The following is a 19611-nucleotide window of genomic DNA, read 5'->3' on the forward strand; positions in this document are numbered from 1 at the left end:
GCAACCAGTGCGTTGCCGACCGGGCGGCCCTGTACAACGATTTCGGACTGCAGCTACCGGATGGGGTGGTTTGTCCCGCGGGTGGGTGACATCCACCCGCCCGCCCCTGACTTCTGGCGCATGGACCCACGTAATCTGGCAATGAAGGCCGTACGTACCCCCAAGGCCGTCAGGAGGCGAGCTCGAGCCCATGGGAATGATCATGGCCGTGAGCTTCACCCGCTACGGGAGGCTCTACTACCTCGATCCCGGCGAGCACAGCCCCAAAGTGGGCGACAAGGTGCTCGTCCCGACGGACTCGGGTTCGGAGGTGGCGGAGTGCGTGTGGGCGCCGCAGTACACGAGCGAGGACATCGACGGGCTGCCGGTGTGCGCGGGGATGGCGGGCGAGGAGCACCTGACCCGGGACGAGTCGAACAAACGCCGCAGGGCCGAGGCGCGCAGCGTGTCCAAGCGGCTGATCAAGCGGCACACGCTGCCGATGAAGGTCGTCGGCATCGACTACCTCGACCAGGACAACGTCTACACCGTCTACTTCTCGGCGCCGCACCGGGTGGACTTCCGCGCCCTGGTGCGCGACCTGGCCCGCAACCTGCGGGCCAGGGTCGAGCTGCGGCAGATCGGGCCGAGGGACGAGGCGCGGCTCCAGGGCGGCATCGGTCCCTGCGGGCGCGACCTGTGCTGCGCCACGTTCCTGAAGGACTTCGAACCGGTCTCCGTACGCATGGCCAAGGACCAGGACCTGCCGGTCAACCCGCTGCGGATCGCGGGGGCGTGCGGGCGGCTCATGTGCTGCCTAAAGTATGAGCACCCGCTCTACCAGGAGTTCCGCGCCTCGGCTCCCCGGGTCGGGGCGAGCGTGGAGACGCCGCAGGGGGGTGGGACGGTCGTGGGGCACAACGTGCCGTCCGACTCCGTGGTGGTGCGGCTCAACGACGGGGGGCGGAGGTGTTCGTGCTCCAAGGCGAGTGTGTGCGGGCCGCGGCAGGCGTACGACTCGACGTATGGGGGCGAAACGGGCGGAGACGCGGTCTAACGCGCCCTCAGCATCGGAGTTCAGCACCGCGTTCAAGCGGGAGGTGGGGCAGGTGCCACTGCGGTACCGGCTTCGGGGGCGCGGTGGTGCAGCGTCAGGCCGCGCCGAGCCGGTGCAGGTGGACGTCCACTGAGGCGGTCGGGAAGGGCTCGCCGAGGACGTGCCGCGGTTGATGCGCGGCAGGTGGTGCCGGGCGGCTGCTGTCGCCGGGGTGCTGACGACGGCGACGGCGATGGCGATGACGGGCCTGGAGCGCGGGCCGGAGCGCGCCGGGCGGCCGGTTGGCGCACTGGCCTGGACGGACTGCGGTGGCGGCTTCGAGTGCGCGACCTTGCGAGTGCCGCTGGCACACCGGCGACCCGGCGAGCAGGTGGGGATCGCGGTGATCCGGTTGCCTGCCAGTGGTGGTGCGGGGGAACGGATCGGGTCGTTGGTGGTCAATCCGGGCGGGCCTGGGGCCTCCGGGGTGGAGTATGCGAGGGCTGCTCGGGTCGTACTGGGGGCGGAGGTACGGAAGCGGTTCGACGTCGTGGGGTTCGATCCGCGGGGAGTCGGGAGGTCGGCGCCCGTCGAGTGTTTGAGCGACGCGGAACTGGACGCGTTCGTCGCGCTCGACGGCACACCCGACACGGCCGGGGAGCGGCTGGCGCTGGAGGAGGGGGCCAAGCGATTCGCGGAGGGGTGCCGCAGGCGGTCCGGCAGGCTGCTGCCGCACCTCGGGACCGTGGACGTGGCGCGCGACCTCGACCTGCTGCGGCAGGCGCTGGGGGAGCGCAGGCTGACCTACCTCGGCAAGTCGTACGGCACGTTACTGGGGGCGGTGTACGCGAGCCTCTTCCCTGCGCGCGTGCGGGCCATGGTGCTGGACGGGGCGCTCGACCCCGGCGGGTCACGGGTGCGGCTCGGCGTGGAGCAGGCGGCCGGGTTCGAGCGGGCGCTGCGGGCGTACGCCGAGGACTGCCTCGCGGCGGGAGGCTGCCCGTTCAGGAGCCGCACCGTGGGCGGGGCGGTGCAGGAGGTGAGCGGCCTGCTCCGGCGTGCGGACGAGCGGCCGCTTCGTGGCGACGGGAGGCGGAGGGTGACGCAGGCGGTGGCCGTACTCGGGCTGCTGGGCCCCCTCTACGACCGCGCCCTGTGGCCGGAGCTGACCGAGACGCTGCGCCGCGCGTTCCAGGGTGACGGTGCGCTGCTGCTGCGCAACGCCGACCAGCTCACCGGACGTCACGACGACGGGACCTACTCCAACGAGACCGAGGCCAACATGGCCGTCAACTGCGCGGACGGCCCCCATCCGAGGCAGCCGGCGACGTACGGAAGGAACGCGGCGGCGGCGCGCGAGCGGGCGCCGCGATTCGGGCCGTACCTGGTGTGGTCGTCCCTGCCGTGCGCCTACTGGCCACACCCTCCGGCGCGCGGCCCCCTGACGGCGAAGGGCGCCGCCCCGATCCTGGTCATCGGCACCGAACGGGACCCGGCCACACCGTACGCGTGGGCCCGCAGGCTGGCCGGCGAGCTGGGGTCGGGGGTGCTGCTCAGGTACCGAGGCGATGGCCACACCGCCTACTCCAGCGGGTCGAGGTGCGTGGACGAGGTGGTGGAGGAATATCTGGTGGCGGGGGTGGCACCGGAGGATGGGGCGGTCTGTCCGGGCATCGGGTGATCGATGGAGCGAGAAGTGCCCGAGCTCCTGTAGACTCTTTCAAGCTGCACAGCGCACGCCGCCTTAGCTCAGTCGGCCAGAGCACTTCACTCGTAATGAAGGGGTCTGGGGTTCGAATCCCCAAGGCGGCTCCAGCTCAGAAGCCCTCCGAGACTTATCGGAGGGCTTCTGCGTGTCCATCCGCGAACAGGTGCACGCTTCTTTTTCTGCGCGACGAACCGCTCCGGCCGAGTGGTCGATGAAGGCTTCGGCGTGAGTGTCGGCGTCTGCGTCACCGGGGCCTCGGAGCAGACGGGGAGGAAGCAGCGGCTGATCGGCCGTCCGTGAGCGGTCTGGTGATCGGAACGCACGTCGCGGCGAAGCACGCGGTCAACGGATCAGGGGCAAGACCGGATGTCCCTCGGCTCACACCCCCTTCGGGGCGGTCATCGGCGTACCCGATAGCGCAGGTGGAGCACGCGGTTGCCCTTGATCACCACGTGGGCGTCCTCCAGCAGGTGCTGCGCGTCGACTGACCCGAAGTAGCGCTTGCCGGACCCGAGCACCACGGGCGCCACGTCCATGGCGACCTCGTCGACGAACCCGGCGGCCAGCACCTGGCCGCCGACGTCGCCGGCGGCGACCTCGACCGTGCGGTCGCCCGCGAGCTCCTGCGCCCTGGCCATGGCAGCCTCGACGCCGTCCACGAAATGGAACGGCGCTGCGGGGTCCCAGCCCTCGGGCATCGGCCGGTGCGTCACGACGACCATGTGGGCGATCCCGCTCGGCGGCTTGCCGTTCCAGCCGTCCGTCATGTCGAAGACGTGGCGGCCGACGACCGTCACTCCGATCTCGTCCCAGTACGGCCTGATGTAGTCGTAGGACGCCTGTGACACCTTGACGTCCCCCGACCCGTCCAACGGCACGTCGCCGCTGGACATCCAGTCGAACAGCGGTCCGACCTGGTCGTTCTCGTCCGCGATGAAGCCGTCCACCGACACCGTGCTGTACATGACGACCTTGCCCATGGGCGTTCTCCTCTGCTCGGGGAGTCCCCATACTGGCGTGCGGGCAGCCGCCGGCTCTTGTAAGAAATCAATCGGCCGGGAGCGGCCCGACGTCGAGTGCGTGGCCGGGGTGCTCGCGCAGGAACCGCCGCCGGACGTCGACGTACCGGGTCGGCGTGAGCCCCGTGAACGTGCGGAACTCGTGGCCGAAGTGAGCCTGGTCGAAGTAGCCGGCACGAGCGGCGAGGTCGACCCAGTTGACCGGTCCGGCGGGGTCGATCGCGAGCACGGTGGCGGCGAAGCGGTAGGTGCGGGCGAGCCGCTTCGGCGTGACGCCGACGAGCTCCTTGAACCGCTGTGCCAGATGGGTGCTGCTGACGCCGGCCGAGACGCTCAGGTCGCCGATCGGCACCGCTCCCGTGGTCGCCGCGATGACGCTGCTCGTGTGGCGGACCAGCCCCAGGCCGGTGGTCTCGCGGAGCCGTCGCATCAGCTCGTCCTCCAGCAGCGTCAGCATGACGTCCGGCCCGGCCGCCGCGGCCAGCCGCTCTCGCAGCTCAGCGGCCCTGGCGCGGCCCCAGACCTGCTCCACCGTCACCGGCAGGTCGCACAGCTCGGCCGCCGGCATCGGCAGGAACGGCGCCAGCCCCCACGGCTTGAAGTGCACGCCGACCGACCGGGTCGTCGGGGGATAGCCGAACTCGAGGGCGCGGGTGGGCATGGTGACCACGCAGCCGTCGGCGTAGTCGGTGGGTTCGGCGCCGGCGCCGGCGCGGATGTGGAACGGCGCCCCGAGGTTGAGGACGAGGAGCGCCGACGGCATCGGCGGCAACGCCAGCCTGGGGTACGGTGGCGCGCCCTCCAGGTAGTAGAGGTCGTCGATCAGTCCGGCCAGCGGCGGCCGCGGCACTCTGGACACGTACTCCACGTGTCACAGCATCACCGATGCGCGAGCGCCGCCGCCAGGCCGGTGGAAATGGGGCATCATGGCGCGATGAGCGTGCGCTACGACGATGTGATCGGTGCACTCCGAGCGGCCTACGACGGTGGCGCGGAGCGGCGTGAGGCCGGCGGCAAGAGCCCGTGGAAGCTGGCGGAGCGCGAGGCGTTCCTGGGCCGGCTCAAGGAGCACGGGTTCAGGCGGCTGCTGGAGGTCGGCGCCGGCACGGGCCAGGACAGCCTCTACTTCCAGGAGAACGGGCTGGAGGTCGTCGCCGTCGATCTGTCGCCCGCCATGGTGGCTCACTGCCGGGAGAAGGGCCTCGACGCCCATGTCATGGACTTTCTGGGGCTCGATTTCGCGCCCGGGTCTTTCGACGCGGTGTACGCGCTCAACTGCCTGCTGCACGTGCCCAACAGCGATTTCCCGGCGGTCCTGGACACGATCCACACGCTGATGCGGCCCGGCGGGCTGTTCTTCGTCGGGGTGTACGGCGGGGGCCCTCTGCAGGAGGAGGGATTCTTCGAGGAGGACGACCACGATCCTCCCCGGTTCTTCTCCTTCCGCAGTGACGAGCAGCTTCAGGAATTCGCGCGCGCGTCCTTCGACATCGTGGACTTTCACATCGTGGGAGCCGATGAAAGCCGGTTCCAGTCCCTGACGTTGCGGCGCGTCCGTGAGCCCGGCGCAACCTGAGAGACAGTCCTTGATAGGTGTTCGGGCGGGCATTAGCGTCGTTCCTCGACTCCGATCTCCCAGCATGGTCAAAGGGGTTGGTCACGTGATCGGGAACCTGCGCAGGGCCGTGGCGGTGGCGTTAGCCGTCGTCCTGGCCATGACCTCCGTGGCGTCGCAGGCCGGGGCCGGGACGGCGAGCAAGCCGAAGCGGCCGAACATCGTCTTCATCCTCGTCGACGACCTGTCGGCCGAGTTGCTCCAGTACATGGACGCTGTGCGCGGCCTGGCCAAGGACGGCACGACGTTCGGCAACTACTACGTCTCCAACTCGCTCTGCTGCCCGTCCAGGGCCTCCATGTTCACCGGCCAGTTCCCGCACAACACGGGCGTGGCCACGAACAAGGGCAGCGACGGCGGCGGTTATCAGGCGTTCAGGAAACACGAGGGCCGGACGTACGCCGCCGCCCTGGACCAGGCCGGCTATCGCACGGGTTACCTGGGCAAGTACATCAACGAATATCCCGTGCCGGCCGATTATCACGTGCCGGTCGGGTGGGATGAATGGCACGTGGCCGCCGGGGGCGGATACAGCGAGTTCAAGTATCAGCTCACCCGGTACATCAAGGAGGAGACGGCACAGGAGAAGCCGATCGATCCCTCCGGTGGCAAGTATCTGACGGACGAGCTCGGGCAGCGGGCCGTGGACTTCATCGACAGGTCACGGCGGTACGCGCCAGGGGAGCCGTTCTTCCTGCAGATCTCGCCGTTCTCGCCGCATTCCAGGATCGGCGCCGAGGCCGGGGACAAGGAGCCGCGTTTCCCGCCGGCGCGGCGGGACCGGCCGAAGAACCAGTTCCCCGCCGGGGAGTTCCCGCACGGCGACTGCGGCAGGCCCGACTGCACGAGCATCGACGTCGCGACGCTGCCGGCGTTCAACGAGGACACCGCTGACAAGCCCTCCTGGGTACGGCGGGAGCCGATCGGGGCGAACGCCATCAAGGAGCTGCGCAAGGATTTCCGGGATCGCATCCGCATGGTGCAGTCGGTGGACGACATGGTGGAGCGGGTGCTCGCGGCGCTGAGCCCCGAGGAGCAGCGCACCACGTATGTGGTGTTCACCAGCGATAACGGGTTCCACCTCGGGCAGCACAGGCTGCTGCGTGGCAAGTCCACCGCCTACGACCACGATGTACGGGTGCCGCTGCTGGTCAAGCGGCCGGCGGCGGGGCGGCACGGCGATCTCGCCGTCGACGCCATCGCGCAGAACGTGGATCTCTTCGCCACCTTCCTCGACATGGCGGGGATCCGGGGCGAGCCGCGTGACGGGCGCAGCCTGCTGCCGCTCATCCAGGGGCACAAGGTGAAGGGCTGGCGCGAGGCGGCGCTGATCGAGCACGTCAGGCCGGATCCGGACGCCGCCGGTGAGCCGGATCCCGACGCCGACGAGCTGCAGGCGCCCGCGAACCCGGGGCCGCCCAGCTACGCCGCCGTCCGTACGGCCGGTGAGTTGTACGTCGAGTACGAGGGTGATCCGCGGCCCGAGTACTACGACACCGTGACCGACCCGCACCAGGAGTCCAACGACCCGGACAACGCCAGGACGGGCGAGCTGGCCGAGGTGCTCGACCGGCTGGCCGGGTGCGGCAGGCCCGGCGCGGTGGACTGCTGGAGCGCGGCACAGCTGCACTGAGCGCGGCACAGCCGCACTGAGCGGGGCGCAGCTGCACTGAGCGGGGCGCAGCCGCACCGTGCGGGGCGCAGCCGCACCGTGCGGGGCGCAGTCGCGTTGGGCGGGGCGCAGTCGCGTTGGGCGGGGCCGCGCTGGGCGGGGCCGCTCAGCGCCGCGACCGTGGGCGGGGCCCGCCCGGCATCCGTGACGGAGGCGGGGCCCGCCAGGCGCCGCGACCGAGGCCGGGCAGATCAGCGTCGCAAGAGGTCTTTGGCCTCGGCCAGCAGGTCCACCTGTGCCCGCCAGTCACCGCCCGAGACGCCGATCACCGCATGGCTCGCCCCGGCCGCGCGGTACTCGGCCAGCCTCTCGGCGACCTCCTCCGGCTGCCCGGTGAGCGGGATCCCGGCGACCTCCTCCAGCGGCCGCCCGTAGGCGCCGCTGATGCCGGACGCGATCTCCGCCTGCGCGGCGGGCCCGCCACCCACGTGGGCGGCCCCGCCGATGGCGATGACGGGTGCGGGCCGCCCGTGCCCGTCCGCCAGCTCGGCCAGCCTGACCCGGCCGCGGGCGACCTCCTGCGGCGAGATCAGGGACGGGAACCAGCCGTCCCCGAGCCGGGCGGCCCGCCGGATCGCCGCCGCCGAGGCGTTGCCGACCCACACCGGCGGCATGGGGACGGCGGGCGCGAGCTGAACGGGCTGGTCGGTATCCGCGGCGACGGCCTCGGGCAGCCGCACAGGCTCGCCCGCCAGCAACCGCGGCAGCAACTCCAAGGCGGTGTCCGTGCGCCGCCCCCGCTCCCCGTACGGCACCCCGGCCGCCGCCCACTGCGCGGGCCCGCCACCGGACCCGACCCCCAGCACGAGCCGCTCGCCCGAGACGTACTGCAGGGTCGCCACCTGCTTGGCCGCCCACGCCAGGGGCCGGATGGCGGGGATGAACACGCTGGTGCCGACCCTGATCCGGGTGGTGGCCGCGGCGGCGGTGGCCAGGGCGATCGGCGCGTCCAGCACCGGCCCGCCGATCGCCAGGTGATCGCCGTGCCAGACCCCGTCGAGCCCGGCCCGCTCGGCGTGCCTGGCGGCCTCGGCCAGGGTGAGGCCGTCCCGACGCTGTACGGCGACCCCGGGCAGGATGACGCCGATCTCGAAGCTCTCCATGCGATCAATGGTGCAACCTCCAGCAAGGTTGATGTCAAGGCGGAAACCCGTGGCGAACGAGGCGGGTCACGGACGATCATCACCGGATGACCTCGACCACCATGGAACGCGGCCGCTGTGAGCGGCACCGGACGGCGGTTCGCCTTTCTCCGCAAATAGCTCCATACCGGACGGCGCCATCGTAGGGTGAGAACCGGCCGCCGGCCCTTGCGTCGCCGGTCGATGTGGTCAACTCTTAGGAAGGTTTCCTAACAGTTGAGGAGGGCCGGTGCGCGGAAGACGTGTCCTGGCGGGCCTGAGCCTCCTGGTGGCCGCCGCCTGCGGCCAGGCGGCGAACGACGAGCCTCCGGTCAACGCCGAGGACGTGATGTTCGTCCAGATGATGGTGCAGCACCACCGGCAGGGGATCGAGATCGCCAAGGTGGGCACGTCCCGCGCCACCACCCCCGAGCTCAGGACGCTGACCGCGGCCATCGAGAGCACCCAGCAGAGCGAGGTCGAGATGATGCTGCGCTGGCTGCACTCCTGGGACCAGCCGCTCACGCCCGCCACCAGCGCCCACGACCACCACGGCGGCATGCCGGAGACGGACGCCAAGCAGATCCAGGCGCTGCGGAAGTCCGGGAACTTCGAGTACGACCTGTGCAACCTGCTCATCGCCCACCAGGACGACGCCGTCCAGATGGCCGCCGCGGAGGTGGCGGGCGGCGCGAACCCGACGGTCCAGCAGTGGGCGGCCCAGGTGCAGAGCTCCCGCAAGGGCCAGATCGACATGATGATGGAGCTCATCAAGAAGGAGGAGCCGGCGCGAGAAGAATCGTAGACGCCGTGCCCATTAAGTGATTAGATCACTTGATATGTCCGAGGTAGCGCGGCCCACGCTTTCCGACGCTCTGACCGAGCGCATGCTGGAGCTCATCCGTACGGGAGGGCACCGGCCGGGCGACAGGCTGCCCTCGACCAGGGAGCTCTCCCAGCGCTTCGCCGTCACCACCCCGACCCTGCGCGAGGCGCTACGCAGGCTGGAGGCCACCGGGGCCATCGAGCTGCGGCACGGCTCCGGCATCTACGTCGGCGCCGCCATCGAACGGCTGGTCCTGCCCAACCCCAACATGCGCGAGATCCACGCCGCCCAGCTCCTGGAGCTGCTCGACGCGCGGATCCTGATCGAGCCGCCGCTGGCCGCCCTGGCCGCCCGGCACGCGGGCAGCGACGAGCTCGCAGCGCTCAGGCAGGCGCTGGACGAGGCGAGCAGGCACCTGCGCGGCGAGGACGCCGAGCTGCACGACGCGAACATGACCTTCCACCGGGCCACCGCCCGGATGGCGGGCAACAGCGTGCTGCACGAGGTCGTCGACTCGCTGCTCACGGTCCACGGGCCGGAGCAGCGCGAGATCCTGCAGATCTTCGACGACCGCCGCCGCGACCACGAGGAGCACCTGGCCATCCTGGAGGCCGTCGAGGCGCGTGACGAGGCGCAGGCCGAGCAGCGCATGCGGGCCCACCTGGTGGATGTGAAGACGGTGATCGAGCACCGGATGCAACCCCCCCGATGAGAACCAAGGAGGCCGGCCCATGTACCGGTCACGTGTGGCCACGCTCGGCGTGGCGGCGCTCGTCCTGGCCGCCTGCGGCGGCAACGGCGCCGAAGCGCCCCAGAAGAAGACCGAGCTGACCCTCTACAACGACAAGGGCGCCTGGACCAAGTACTTCGACGAGATGGGCGCCCTGTCCAAGCAGAGCATCGGCCTGGGCATGAAGCCGACGGGATACACGGACTCGGCGCAGTACCAGGCCTTCATCAAGGCGTCGTTCCGCACGAACGTCAAGCCCGACCTGTTCACCTGGCAGACCGGGGGGATGCTGGAGGAGATCGTCAAGCAGAAGCAGGTGGCCGACACCACGGCCGTCTGGCAGGAGGCGATCAAGGCGGGCGACCTGTCGCAGGACCTCGCCCCGTACTACACGATCGGCGGCAAGCAGTACTGCGTGCCGATGAACGTTGCCTACTGGGGCATGTTCTACAACAAGAAGATCTTCGACCAGTACGAGCTGAAACCGCCCCAGACCTGGGACGACCTCGTGAAGACGGCCGAAACGCTCAAGAAGAACGGCGTCAAGGCCTTCTACCACACCAGCGTGCTGTTCTCGTTCGTCTGGTTCGAGCAGCTCATGGCCGGCACCGACCCCGACCTGTACGACCGCCTGTCCACCGGCAAGGCCAAGTACACCGACCCCGGCGTGGTGCAGGTGATGGAGCGCTGGAAGCAGCTCATCGACGCCGGCTACTTCATCAACCCGGGTGACAAGACCGACCCCGGCGACGTGCTGAAGACCGGCAAGGCGGCGATGGTCTCGTTCGGCACCTGGTTCAACACCAGCATGGCCACGCGCAGCATGAAGGCCGGCGCCGACTACGACTTCTTCGTCATCCCGAACGTCAACCCGGCGCTGCCCAAGACGTCCATGATCTTCGAGAGCGGGCCGCTGTGCTCGCTCACCAAGGCGGCCGACCCCGACGCCAGCATGAAGTACCTCAAGTGGTGGACCACCTCCGAGGCGCAGGACAAGTGGGCCAAGAGCCGGGGCGACGTCAGCGCCAACCCGAAGGTGACGATCGACGACAAGGTGCTCGGCGCGGTCACCAAGGACGCGGGCAGCGGGAAGTACCGGCTGGTCAACCGCTACTTCGAGGCGACGCCGCCGCCGATCCTGACCGCCGCGCTCGACGGGTTCAGCAAGTTCGTGACCGAGCCCGGCACCTACCAGGAGGTCCTGCAGACGATCCAGAAGGCGGCGGACGAGTACTGGAGCACGCATCAGTGAGTCGCGCCGCTCCCATCCTCGGCAGGTTCAGGTACGGCTACGTGGCGCCGGCGGCGCTGCTGGTCGCGGTGCTGCTGTACGCGCCGTTCGTGTGGACGGCGTACCTGAGCCTGACCCGCTACGACGGCCTGGAGTCGCCGGCCTGGGTGGGCCTGGCCAACTTCGCCGAGCTGTTCGACGACGCGGCGCTGATCACCTCGACCCGTAACACGCTGATCTGGGTGATCGGCACCATGGTGCTGCCGGTCGGGCTCGGGCTGCTGGTGGCGGTGCTGTCGTACGACATCAAGGGCGGCGCGTGGTACCGGGTGCCGTTCATGCTGCCGTACGCGCTGAGCGGTGCCGGGCTGGCCATGGTGTGGAGCCCGATCCTGTCGCATGGCGGCATCGCGAACCTGCTGATCGGCGTGGACACCGCGTTCCTGCAGGAGGCGCCGGCGAACACGTTCGCGATGCTGGCGGTCTGGACGTGGCAGCAGCTCGGCGTGAACACGCTGCTGTTCGTGGTGGGGCTGCAGTCCATCCCGAGGGAGCCGATCGAGGCGGCGCGGCTGGACGGGGCGTCGGGCTGGCGGCTGTTCCGGCACGTGATCTGGCCGCTCATGCGGCCGCTGACGGCGGTCGTGGTGGGGCTGGCGCTGGTGTCGAGCCTGAAGACGTTCGACATCGTCTGGGTGCTGACCCAGGGCGGCCCCGGGCGCAACTCCGAGACGCTGGCGGTGACCATGTACAAGGAGACGTTCGTGGCCAGCGACTACGGTTACGGCTCGGCCGTCGCGGTGATGCTGACCGTCGTGACGGGGCTGGCGTCGTACCTGTACCTGCGCAGGCAGGTGACGGCCGCATGATCAGGCGTGCCGTGCTCGTCCTGCTCGGGCTGGTCTGGCTCGGGCCGACGTACCTGCTGCTGGTCAACGCCTCGCGGCCGGCGGACGCCTACGACCCGGCCGCGGCGTGGGTGCCGTCGGGCGACTTCGCGCTGCTGGAGAACTTCGCGCGGGCCGTGGACGGCGCGAACCTCGGCGGCAGCCTGGCCAGCACCGCGCTCTACAGCGTCGTCTCGCCGCTGCTCGGCGTGCTGATCGGGGCGCTGGCCGGGTACGTGATCGTGGTGCTGCGGCTGCGGCACGGGTTCTGGTGGTTCCTGCTGATCTTCGGCGGCACCGTCTTCCCCTCGCAGATGCTGCTCGTGCCGCTCTTCGTCGGCTACAGCGACGCCGGTCTGTACGACAGCCGCCTCGGCCTGATCCTCGTCTACACGGCGATCAACGTGCCGCTGGCCGCGTTCGTGCTGCGCAACTTCTACTCCGGCATCGCCTTCTCGATCTTCGAGGCCGCGCGCATGGACGGCGCCTCGACCTTCCGCGTCTTCTGGCGCATCTACCTGCCGATGTCGTTCTCTGCGTTGACGGCCGTGTTCATCCTGGAATTCACCTTCATCTGGAACGACCTCGTCTTCGGCCTCACCCTCACCCAGACCGAGGACGTGCGGCCGGTGATGACGGCCATCGCGGGCCTCATGACCGACGTCTACGCCGGCACCCCGGTCCCCGTCGGCCTGGCGGCGGGGCTGGTGGTCTCGCTGCCGACGGTCGTGCTGTTCCTCGCCACCCAGCGCCTGTTTGCCAGGGGCCTTTCTCTAGGGAGTGTTCAATGACCAGCCGGTTGCTCCAGCGCAGCCTGGGAAGCCCCGACTACGACGGGATCAGGCAGGCGCTGCGCGACGACACCTCGACGCCCGTGATCAGCGTGCGCGGGCTGGAGGTGCGGGTCGCGGTGCTGCCGCTGTTCACCCACGACGGCCGCCAGGCGGTCAGGGTCTCCAGCACCGAGCCGCTGACGCACGTGCTGGTCGGCGTGGACAGCGCGTCCGGCAGCGACGTGACGCTGCTGGTGCCAGAGGTGGACGAGCCGCGCGTGCTGACCCTGGAGTGCCGCGACGACGCCGGGGTGGTCGGCAGCGCGCGGATCACGGTGACACCGCAGCGCAAGTGGCACGTGTTCGTGGTGCACCACTCGCATCTCGACATCGGTTACACCGACCCGCAGGGCACGGTGCTGCGCCACCATCTCGACTACCTCGACGCGGCGCTGCGGCTGGCGGAGGAGACCGCGTCCTGGCCGGACGACGCGAAGTTCCGGTGGACGGTCGAGTCGTCGATGCCGGCGCTCAGGTGGCTCGACAACCGGCCGAAGGAGATGGTCGACTCGTTCGCGGCGCTGGCCAGGGCGGGCTCGATCGAGGTGACCGCGCTGCCGTTCCAGCTCCACACCGAGGCGTGCTCGACCGAGGAGCTGCGCCGGCAGCTCCGCTTCACCACGCAGCTCGAACAGCGCTACGGCTTCGCCACCAGGTCGGCCATGCACACCGACGTGCCGGGGGCCGTGGTCGGGCTGGTGGACGCGCTCAGCGCGGCGGGCGTGCGGTATCTCGCGGCGGCGCACAACTGGGCCGGCCGGTCGGTGCCCTACCTGCACGGCGGCGACAAGCTGACCAGGCCGTTCCGGTGGCGGGCGCCGAGCGGGAACGAGATCCTCGTGTGGTTCACCGACACGCCGCACGGGATGGCGTACATGGAGGGCAACACGGTCGGGCTCACCGACTCCTACGAGCTGGCCGACGACCTGCTGCCGCGGTACCTGTCCGCGCTGGCGACGCGGGGTTACCCGTACGGTCCCGGCACGTTCGGCTGGCAGGGGCCCGACGCGCCGAAGGAGCCGTACGAACTGGACGTGCTGCACCTGCGCGTGCAGGGCGCGCACGCCGACAACGCGGGCCCGTCGATCGTGCCCGCGACGATCGCCCGCCGGTGGAACGAGCAGTGGGCCTACCCGAGGCTGCGCTCGGCCGTGAACAGCGACTTCTTCGAGCACGTCGAGGAGCGTTACCACGACCGGCTGGCCGTGCACGAGGGCGACTGGACCGACTGGTGGGCCGACGGGCTCGGCTCCGGCGCGCGCCCCCTCGGCTACGTCCGCCGGGCGCAGTCGGCGCTGCGCGTGGCCGAGACGCTGCACACGCTCGCCGGGGTGGACGCCACCGAGCAGGTGGACGCCGCCTACGACAAGGTCGCCCTGTTCAACGAGCACACCTGGGGCGCGGCCAACCCGTGGGAGGACGCCGAGGAGGCGGGCGACTCCGGCGGCCTGCAGTGGACACGCAAGTCGTCCGGCGCGTACGCGGCCCAGGACGACGCCGCCGACCTGCTGCACGCCGGGATCCGCAGGTTCGCCGCGGCGCTGTCGGAGTCGGGCGTCGAGGGCGGCGCGCTGGCCTCGTTCGCCGTGTTCAACCCCGGCACCCGGGCGCGCACCGACGTCGTGCGGGCCTTCCTGCCCAGGGACGTGGTGGGCGTGGACGTGCCGATCGCGCTGGTGGACGCCAGGACGGGGGCGACGCTGCCGCACCACGAGGAGTTCGTGGACCCGGACGACTGGCCGACCCGGCCGATCGGGCGGCACATCCACGCCGTCGTGCCTGACATTTCCGGATACGGCTATGTACGAGTGGACGTCGTTCCCGGTGAGAGCCAGGCGCCGGAGCCGGTCGAGCTCGACCTGAGCGGGGTGATCGAGAACGAGTTCTACCGGGTCGCGTACGACGTGCGCGAAGGGTACGTCGCCTCGATCTTCGACAAGCGGGCGGGCCGGGAGCTGGTCAACGGCGACGCGGCGGCCGGCTTCGGCCAGTACGTCTACGACCGCTACGCCACCGCCCCCCACTTCAACCACCTGTCGGGGCACGTGGGCGCGCACGACCGCACCCTGCTCGGCGACCGCGCCATCGGCACCCACGCCACGATCAAGGAGGCCAGGCGCACGGCCGTCGGCGAGAAGCTGGTCGTGGAGCTGCGCGGCAAGGGCGTCGACTGGATCCGCACCACGATCGAGCTGCACTACGGCGTGCCCCGCCTCGACCTGACCTACCAGCTCGCCAAGCAGGGCACGCCCGCCAAGGAGGCCGTCTTCCTGGCCTTCCCGTTCGCCGCGGGACCGGCCACGGCCTGGGAGCTGACCGGCGGCGTGGGCGGCCCCGACGTGCCCAGGGTGCCGGGCTCGGCCGAGTACATGCTGCCGATCAGGCACTGGGTCGCCTTCGAGGACCCCGAGCTGACCGTCGCCTGGGCCACGCTGGAGGCGCCGCTGGTGCAGCTCGGCACCATCCACATGCCGTACGCGCCGTTCCCGCCGACGCTCGACCAGGAGGACGGCACCGTCTACTCGTGGGCGCTCAACAACATCTGGGACACCAACTTCCCCGCGCAGCAGCAGGGCGAGACCACCTTCCGGTACGCGGTCACCTCCCAGGCGGGCGCCGTGGGCAGGCGGCTGGGGACGGAGGCGGCCTCGGGGCTCACCGAGCCGTTCGTCGGCGCGCTGATCACCGACAGCCCCGCGAGCGAGGAGACGTACGTCCGCGTCGATCATCCTGACGTCCTGGTCACGTCCCTGGGCTGGGACGGCGTGCGGCTTCAGTCGCTGGCCGCCGAGCCGGTCGAGGTCAGGGTGTCGCGGCCGGGGCACGAGACAGCCGAGGTGACGCTGCCCGCCTGCGGGGTGGCCGTGGTCAGGGGGACGCGCCAGTGAAGATCGCCGACATCCGGGCCACCACGGTCGCGGTCCCGCTGGAGGCGCCGCTGCGGCACAGCAACGGCGCCCACTGGGGCCGGTTCGTCCGCACGCTCGTCGAGGTGGAGGCCGACAACGGGCTGGTCGGGCTGGGGGAGATGGGAGGCGGGGGCGAGAGCGCGGAGTCGGCCTTCCGGGCGCTCAAGCCGTACCTGGAGGGCCACGACCCGTTCCAGCTCGAAGCGCTGCGCTTCAAGATCGCGAATCCGACGGCCTCCCTCTACAACAACCGCATGCAGCTCCTGGCCGCCATCGAGTTCGCCTGCCTCGACCTCATCGGGCAGCACCTCGGGGTGCCCGCCTGCGACCTGCTCGGCGGGCGGCTGCGGGACGCGGTGCCGTTCGCGTCGTACCTGTTCTTCCGGTACGCGGCCGGCGGCCACGGCGAGATCCGCACCCCGGAGCAGCTCGTCGAGCACACCAGGACTCTCAAGGAGGCGCACGGGTTCACCGTGCACAAGCTCAAGGGCGGGGTGTTCCCGCCGGACTACGAGCTGGAGTGCTACCGGGCGCTGGCCGAGGCGTTCCCCGGCGACCGGCTCAGGTACGACCCCAACGCCGTGCTGTCGGTGGCCGAGGGGCTGCGCTTCGGCCGCGCCATCGAGCACCTGAACAACGACTACCTGGAGGACCCGGTCTGGGGGCTCGAAGGGCTGCGGGCCGTGCGCGAGCAGGTCAGGGTGCCGCTGGCGACCAACACGGTCGTGGTCAACTTCGAGCAGCTCGCCTCGAACGTGCTGCGCAGGGGCGCCGACGTGGTGCTGCTGGACACGACGTTCTGGGGCGGGATCAGGCCGTGCGTGAAGGCGGCGGCGGTGTGCGAGACGTTCCAGCTCGGGGTGGCCGTGCACTCGTCGGGGGAGCTGGGCGTCCAGCTCGCGACCATGCTGCATCTGGGCGCGGTGCTGCCGAACCTGACCTACGCCGCCGACGCGCACTACCACCAGCTCAGGGACGACGTGATCGAGGGCGGCAAGATGGCGTACGCGCAGGGCGCCATCGCCGTGCCGGAAGGCCCAGGGCTGGGGGTCCGGCTGGACCCCGAGCGGGTCGCCCGCTATGCCGAGTTCTACCGGGAGACGGGGGGCTATCCGTACGATCGCGATCCCGGGCGGCCCGGCTGGTACGCCACGGTCCCCAACGAGCGATTCGCCGATCCGGACATGTCTGTCGAAGTCACACCATAATTGGTCTTCATGTCTGAAGAGTCGAAGCCGGCCACCCCTGCCGACAACCTGGTCACCACCTCCCACACCTTGCCGTCCGGGCAGTCCTACACCGCCACGACCGGCACCGTCGTGCTACGCGAAGAGGTGACCACGGACGGCAGGTTCGAGGGGTTGCGCCCGAAGGCCGAGGTGTTCGTCACCGCGTACACGATGGACGGTGCCGACCCGCTGAGCAGGCCCATCACGTTCGCGTTCAACGGCGGGCCCGGCTCGTCCAGCGTGTGGCTGCACCTGGGGGTGCTCGGGCCGCGCCGGGTCGTGATGGGCGACGCGGGGGCGCTGCTGCCGCCGCCGTACGGGCTGGCGGACAACGAGGAGAGCCTGCTGCGGGTGAGCGACCTGGTCTTCATCGACCCGATCTCCACCGGCTACTCGCGGGTGGCGGAGGGGGAGAAGGCGGAGCCCTACCACGGCTTCTCCGGCGACCTGGAGTCCATCGGCGAGGTGATCAGGTTGTGGACCACCAGGAACGGGCGGTGGATGTCGCCGAAGTTCCTGGCGGGCGAGTCGTACGGGACGGTCAGGGCGTCCGGGCTGGCCGAGCACCTGCAGTCGCGCTACGGCATGTACCTCAACGGGGTGATGCTGATCTCCTCGGTGCTCGACTACATCACCGGCGAGTTCAACGAGGGCAACGACCTGGCCTACGCCCTGTACCTGCCGACGTACGCGGCCATCGCGCACCACCACGGCCTGCACGGCGACCGGCCGCTGGCCGACGTGCTGCGCGAGGCCGAGGCGTACGCCGATCGCGACTACCTGTGGGCGCTGGCCCGCGGCAACCGCCTCTCGGGGCAGGAGCGCGCGGCCGCGGTGGCGAAGGTCGCGGCGCTGACCGGGCTCAGCGAGGACTACGTGGACCGGGTGAACCTGCGCATCGAGCACATCCGCTTCTTCACCGAGGTGCTGCGCCCGCGCCGCCAGATCGTCGGCCGACTCGACGGCCGGTTCACCGGCTGGGACCCCGACGCCGGCCGCGAGCACTTCACCACCGACCCCAGCATGGACGCCATCATGGGGCCCTACAGCGCGGCGCTCAACCACTACCTGCGCACCGAGCTGGGCTACGCCAACGACCTGCCGTACGAGATCCTCACCTCGCGCGTGCACCCCTGGTCGTACAAGGAGTTCGAGAACGCGCACGTGCAGGTGGCCTCCCGCCTCTCCTCGGCCATGCGCATCAACCCCCACCTGCGGGTCCACGTGGCCTGCGGCTACCACGACGGCGCGACGCCGTACTTCGCGGCCGAGCACACCTTCGCCCACCTGGCCGTGCCCGCCGAGCTGGCCGGCAACGTCGAGTTCAAGTACTACGAGGCCGGCCACATGATGTACGTGCACGAGCCCAGCAGGCTCCAGCAGTCAGCGGACCTTGCGGCCTTCGTGCTCGGCGAGCAGGCGTGAGGCCCGCTCCAGGCGCTGCCTGAGGTTGACGCGCAGGGCGGTGAACCGTTCGGGGTTGTCGCGGATGACGGCCCGCTGCAGTTCGGCGTCGGCCGCGTACCAGGCGGCGACCAGGCCGGACGACCACTTGCACGCGGTGTCGGCGGTCGCGGTCTGCTTCTCCTCCTCGGTGACGGCCGGCTCGTCGAGGTCCCAGCGGCTGTCGGCGATGGCCGCCTCGGGCGCCGGGTACGTGTGCCCGGCCCTGCTCATGCACGCCGACCAGCGCTTGACCGCGGCGGTGACCGACGGATGCTTGGCGGCCTGCTCCAGCGTGAGCGAGTCCTGCAGGGCCAGCCACGGCCAGTCCGCCTTGCGCACCCCCCTGTCCAGGTTGAGCGTCGCGCGGTCGAGGCAGCCGCGGTCGGCGGCGGTGCCGTACAGGCGGTGGCGGGTGCGTTTGGGCAGCTTGCCCGCCCAGGTCCCGGTGGTGTCGGGCGAGGGCGGCCTGGCCAGGTGGTAGCCGCTGCGCCTGGCCGCCTCGGGGTCGGTGACGCCGTAGCGGCGGGAGTTGCCGGGGTCCACCGCGGCCAGCATGGACGGGTCCTCGGCGGGCGGGGAGATGGCGATGCCCTGCTTGCGCATGCACCGCACGACGAGACGGTTGTGGGCGTTGCCCAGGACGGCCCGCTGCTGGGGAGTGGTCTTGTAGGCGTCGAACGGCAGCGTCAGCTCCGAGACGGAGGTGACGCCCCGTACGGGCGCCGGTGGCGCGGGCTGCTCGGCCCCGCAGGCCGCGGTGGTCGTCATCAGCAGCAGCGTGCTCGCGATAAGTCCGCGGCAGCCGGTTTCCGGCGGCCAAGCCCGGAAACCGGCACTCCCCTTAATGCTCAGTGGCACCAGATGTCGATCGCGCTGGCGCGGTTGTTGCCGATGGCGTTGTTCGCCAGGAAACCGTCGTTCGAGTTGTGCGTGAACGTGCTGTGGGCGCCGGTGTAACCGGGGTGCTGCCAGAGGGTGGCGCTGCAGCCGACCCGGTTCCTGATCGAGCTGGTCTCGTTGTTCATGCTGTGCCAGGAATTGCTGAAGTCCCAGTTCAGCCAGTTGTTGTCGGCGAAGTTCGAGTCGTCCTTGGTGAAGTCCCGCCAGTGGTCGACCTGGCCGCGGTTGTAGTCGAACCCGGCGTACAGGCAGACGCGACCTCCGTAGCAGGTCGAGCGGGGGCTTGCCGCCGCGGTGGCAGCGGGGGCGACCACGGCGAACATCGCGGCCGCGGCGACGAAGCCGGCGGCCTTCTTGAATAGCCTCACAGGTCTCTCCTCGATCGGTGAGTCATTTCGACCTCGTAACTTAGCGTGCAGAATCGAACACGAGTCGTTGTGACTCGCTGATCCCGTAAAGGCTTCGCGCCC

17 protein-coding genes and 1 tRNA gene are annotated in these 19611 nt (G+C 70.4%); 13 read left to right on the plus strand and 5 right to left on the minus strand.

Features of this window, described 5'->3' with window-relative positions; genetic code table 11:
- Nucleotides 1–196: 196 nt before the first annotated feature.
- The 3 genes from ricT to AB0I79_RS32385 all read left to right on the plus strand — a co-directional run bounded on the left by ricT (nucleotide 197) and on the right by AB0I79_RS32385 (nucleotide 2830).
- Nucleotides 197–1036, plus strand: coding sequence for a regulatory iron-sulfur-containing complex subunit RicT (ricT, locus tag AB0I79_RS32375; protein ID WP_357881163.1), 840 nt, complete (start codon nucleotides 197–199; stop codon nucleotides 1034–1036).
- A gap of 238 nt (nucleotides 1037–1274) precedes the next feature.
- Nucleotides 1275–2696 (plus strand): alpha/beta hydrolase, encoded by a 1422-nt coding sequence (locus tag AB0I79_RS32380; RefSeq protein WP_357881166.1) that lies wholly within the window; start codon nucleotides 1275–1277, stop codon nucleotides 2694–2696.
- A gap of 57 nt (nucleotides 2697–2753) precedes the next feature.
- Nucleotides 2754–2830: transfer RNA gene (locus AB0I79_RS32385), tRNA-Thr, on the plus strand.
- A 291-nt stretch (nucleotides 2831–3121) separates the two neighbouring features.
- Here AB0I79_RS32385 and AB0I79_RS32390 read toward each other — a convergent pair.
- Nucleotides 3122–3703, minus strand: a complete 582-nt coding sequence (locus AB0I79_RS32390; RefSeq protein ID WP_357880997.1) for a dihydrofolate reductase family protein — start codon at nucleotides 3701–3703, stop codon at nucleotides 3122–3124.
- 67 nt (nucleotides 3704–3770) lie between these two features.
- A complete protein-coding gene (locus tag AB0I79_RS32395; protein ID WP_357881000.1) occupies nucleotides 3771–4610 on the minus strand; it encodes a helix-turn-helix domain-containing protein in 840 nt (279 codons plus the stop codon).
- A gap of 66 nt (nucleotides 4611–4676) precedes the next feature.
- On the opposite strand from AB0I79_RS32395, the gene AB0I79_RS32400 reads away from it, so the two are divergent.
- A complete protein-coding gene (locus AB0I79_RS32400) occupies nucleotides 4677–5318 on the plus strand; it encodes a class I SAM-dependent methyltransferase (RefSeq protein WP_357881003.1) in 642 nt (213 codons plus the stop codon).
- An 85-nt stretch (nucleotides 5319–5403) separates the two neighbouring features.
- Nucleotides 5404–6990 (plus strand): sulfatase, encoded by a 1587-nt coding sequence (locus AB0I79_RS32405; protein WP_357881006.1) that lies wholly within the window; start codon nucleotides 5404–5406, stop codon nucleotides 6988–6990.
- Between the two features lie 230 nt (nucleotides 6991–7220).
- Here the strand turns inward: AB0I79_RS32405 and AB0I79_RS32410 are convergent, their stop codons facing one another.
- On the minus strand, nucleotides 7221–8132 hold the full coding sequence (locus AB0I79_RS32410) for an LLM class flavin-dependent oxidoreductase (RefSeq protein ID WP_357881008.1): 912 nt from the start codon (nucleotides 8130–8132) through the stop codon (nucleotides 7221–7223).
- A 268-nt stretch (nucleotides 8133–8400) separates the two neighbouring features.
- Here AB0I79_RS32410 and AB0I79_RS32415 point away from each other — a divergent pair, with 268 nt between their 5' ends.
- The 8 genes from AB0I79_RS32415 to AB0I79_RS32450 are packed head-to-tail and all read left to right on the plus strand — an operon-like array spanning nucleotide 8401 to nucleotide 18220.
- On the plus strand, nucleotides 8401–8955 hold the full coding sequence (locus AB0I79_RS32415; RefSeq protein WP_357881011.1) for a DUF305 domain-containing protein: 555 nt from the start codon (nucleotides 8401–8403) through the stop codon (nucleotides 8953–8955).
- A 34-nt stretch (nucleotides 8956–8989) separates the two neighbouring features.
- Nucleotides 8990–9688, plus strand: coding sequence for a FadR/GntR family transcriptional regulator (locus AB0I79_RS32420; protein ID WP_357881014.1), 699 nt, complete (start codon nucleotides 8990–8992; stop codon nucleotides 9686–9688).
- 19 nt (nucleotides 9689–9707) lie between these two features.
- Nucleotides 9708–10958: an ABC transporter substrate-binding protein gene (locus AB0I79_RS32425; protein ID WP_357881018.1), complete on the plus strand. Its 1251-nt coding sequence runs from the start codon at nucleotides 9708–9710 to the stop codon at nucleotides 10956–10958.
- Complete coding sequence (locus AB0I79_RS32430; RefSeq protein ID WP_357881021.1) at nucleotides 10955–11806, plus strand: sugar ABC transporter permease; 852 nt, start codon at nucleotides 10955–10957, stop codon at nucleotides 11804–11806. The genes AB0I79_RS32425 and AB0I79_RS32430 overlap by 4 nt, the downstream gene beginning before the upstream one ends.
- Nucleotides 11803–12615: a carbohydrate ABC transporter permease gene (locus AB0I79_RS32435; protein WP_357881024.1), complete on the plus strand. Its 813-nt coding sequence runs from the start codon at nucleotides 11803–11805 to the stop codon at nucleotides 12613–12615. The genes AB0I79_RS32430 and AB0I79_RS32435 overlap by 4 nt, the downstream gene beginning before the upstream one ends.
- On the plus strand, nucleotides 12612–15545 hold the full coding sequence (locus AB0I79_RS32440; protein ID WP_357881026.1) for a hypothetical protein: 2934 nt from the start codon (nucleotides 12612–12614) through the stop codon (nucleotides 15543–15545). Before AB0I79_RS32435 ends, AB0I79_RS32440 begins: the two co-directional genes overlap by 4 nt.
- Nucleotides 15542–16774 (plus strand): enolase C-terminal domain-like protein, encoded by a 1233-nt coding sequence (locus AB0I79_RS32445; RefSeq protein WP_357881028.1) that lies wholly within the window; start codon nucleotides 15542–15544, stop codon nucleotides 16772–16774. Before AB0I79_RS32440 ends, AB0I79_RS32445 begins: the two co-directional genes overlap by 4 nt.
- Nucleotides 16775–16783: 9 nt before the next feature.
- On the plus strand, nucleotides 16784–18220 hold the full coding sequence (locus tag AB0I79_RS32450; RefSeq protein WP_357881031.1) for a peptidase S10: 1437 nt from the start codon (nucleotides 16784–16786) through the stop codon (nucleotides 18218–18220).
- Here the strand turns inward: AB0I79_RS32450 and AB0I79_RS32455 are convergent.
- Both AB0I79_RS32455 and AB0I79_RS32460 read right to left on the minus strand, forming a co-directional pair.
- A complete protein-coding gene (locus tag AB0I79_RS32455) occupies nucleotides 18179–19009 on the minus strand; it encodes a hypothetical protein (RefSeq protein ID WP_357881034.1) in 831 nt (276 codons plus the stop codon). The genes AB0I79_RS32450 and AB0I79_RS32455 overlap by 42 nt on opposite strands.
- Before the next feature lie 80 nt (nucleotides 19010–19089).
- On the minus strand, nucleotides 19090–19509 hold the full coding sequence (locus AB0I79_RS32460) for a peptidase inhibitor family I36 protein (protein WP_357881037.1): 420 nt from the start codon (nucleotides 19507–19509) through the stop codon (nucleotides 19090–19092).
- Nucleotides 19510–19611: the final 102 nt, after the last annotated feature.

It is taken from the genome of Nonomuraea sp. NPDC050202, from assembly GCF_040656115.1.
GTDB lineage: Bacteria > Actinomycetota > Actinomycetes > Streptosporangiales > Streptosporangiaceae > Nonomuraea.

Coding starts and splice junctions, on each gene's coding strand:
- AB0I79_RS32380 (WP_357881166.1), top strand. CDS start 1,275: ATGACGGGCCTGGAGCGCGGGCCGGAGCGCGCCGGGCGGCCGGTTGGC.
- AB0I79_RS32410 (WP_357881008.1), bottom strand. CDS start 8,132: ATGGAGAGCTTCGAGATCGGCGTCATCCTGCCCGGGGTCGCCGTACAG.
- AB0I79_RS32425 (WP_357881018.1), top strand. CDS start 9,708: ATGTACCGGTCACGTGTGGCCACGCTCGGCGTGGCGGCGCTCGTCCTG.
- AB0I79_RS32435 (WP_357881024.1), top strand. CDS start 11,803: ATGATCAGGCGTGCCGTGCTCGTCCTGCTCGGGCTGGTCTGGCTCGGG.
- AB0I79_RS32455 (WP_357881034.1), bottom strand. CDS start 19,009: ATGACGACCACCGCGGCCTGCGGGGCCGAGCAGCCCGCGCCACCGGCG.
- AB0I79_RS32400 (WP_357881003.1), top strand. CDS start 4,677: ATGAGCGTGCGCTACGACGATGTGATCGGTGCACTCCGAGCGGCCTAC.
- AB0I79_RS32450 (WP_357881031.1), top strand. CDS start 16,784: ATGTCTGAAGAGTCGAAGCCGGCCACCCCTGCCGACAACCTGGTCACC.
- ricT (WP_357881163.1), top strand. CDS start 197: ATGATCATGGCCGTGAGCTTCACCCGCTACGGGAGGCTCTACTACCTC.
- AB0I79_RS32440 (WP_357881026.1), top strand. CDS start 12,612: ATGACCAGCCGGTTGCTCCAGCGCAGCCTGGGAAGCCCCGACTACGAC.
- AB0I79_RS32390 (WP_357880997.1), bottom strand. CDS start 3,703: ATGGGCAAGGTCGTCATGTACAGCACGGTGTCGGTGGACGGCTTCATC.
- AB0I79_RS32420 (WP_357881014.1), top strand. CDS start 8,990: ATGTCCGAGGTAGCGCGGCCCACGCTTTCCGACGCTCTGACCGAGCGC.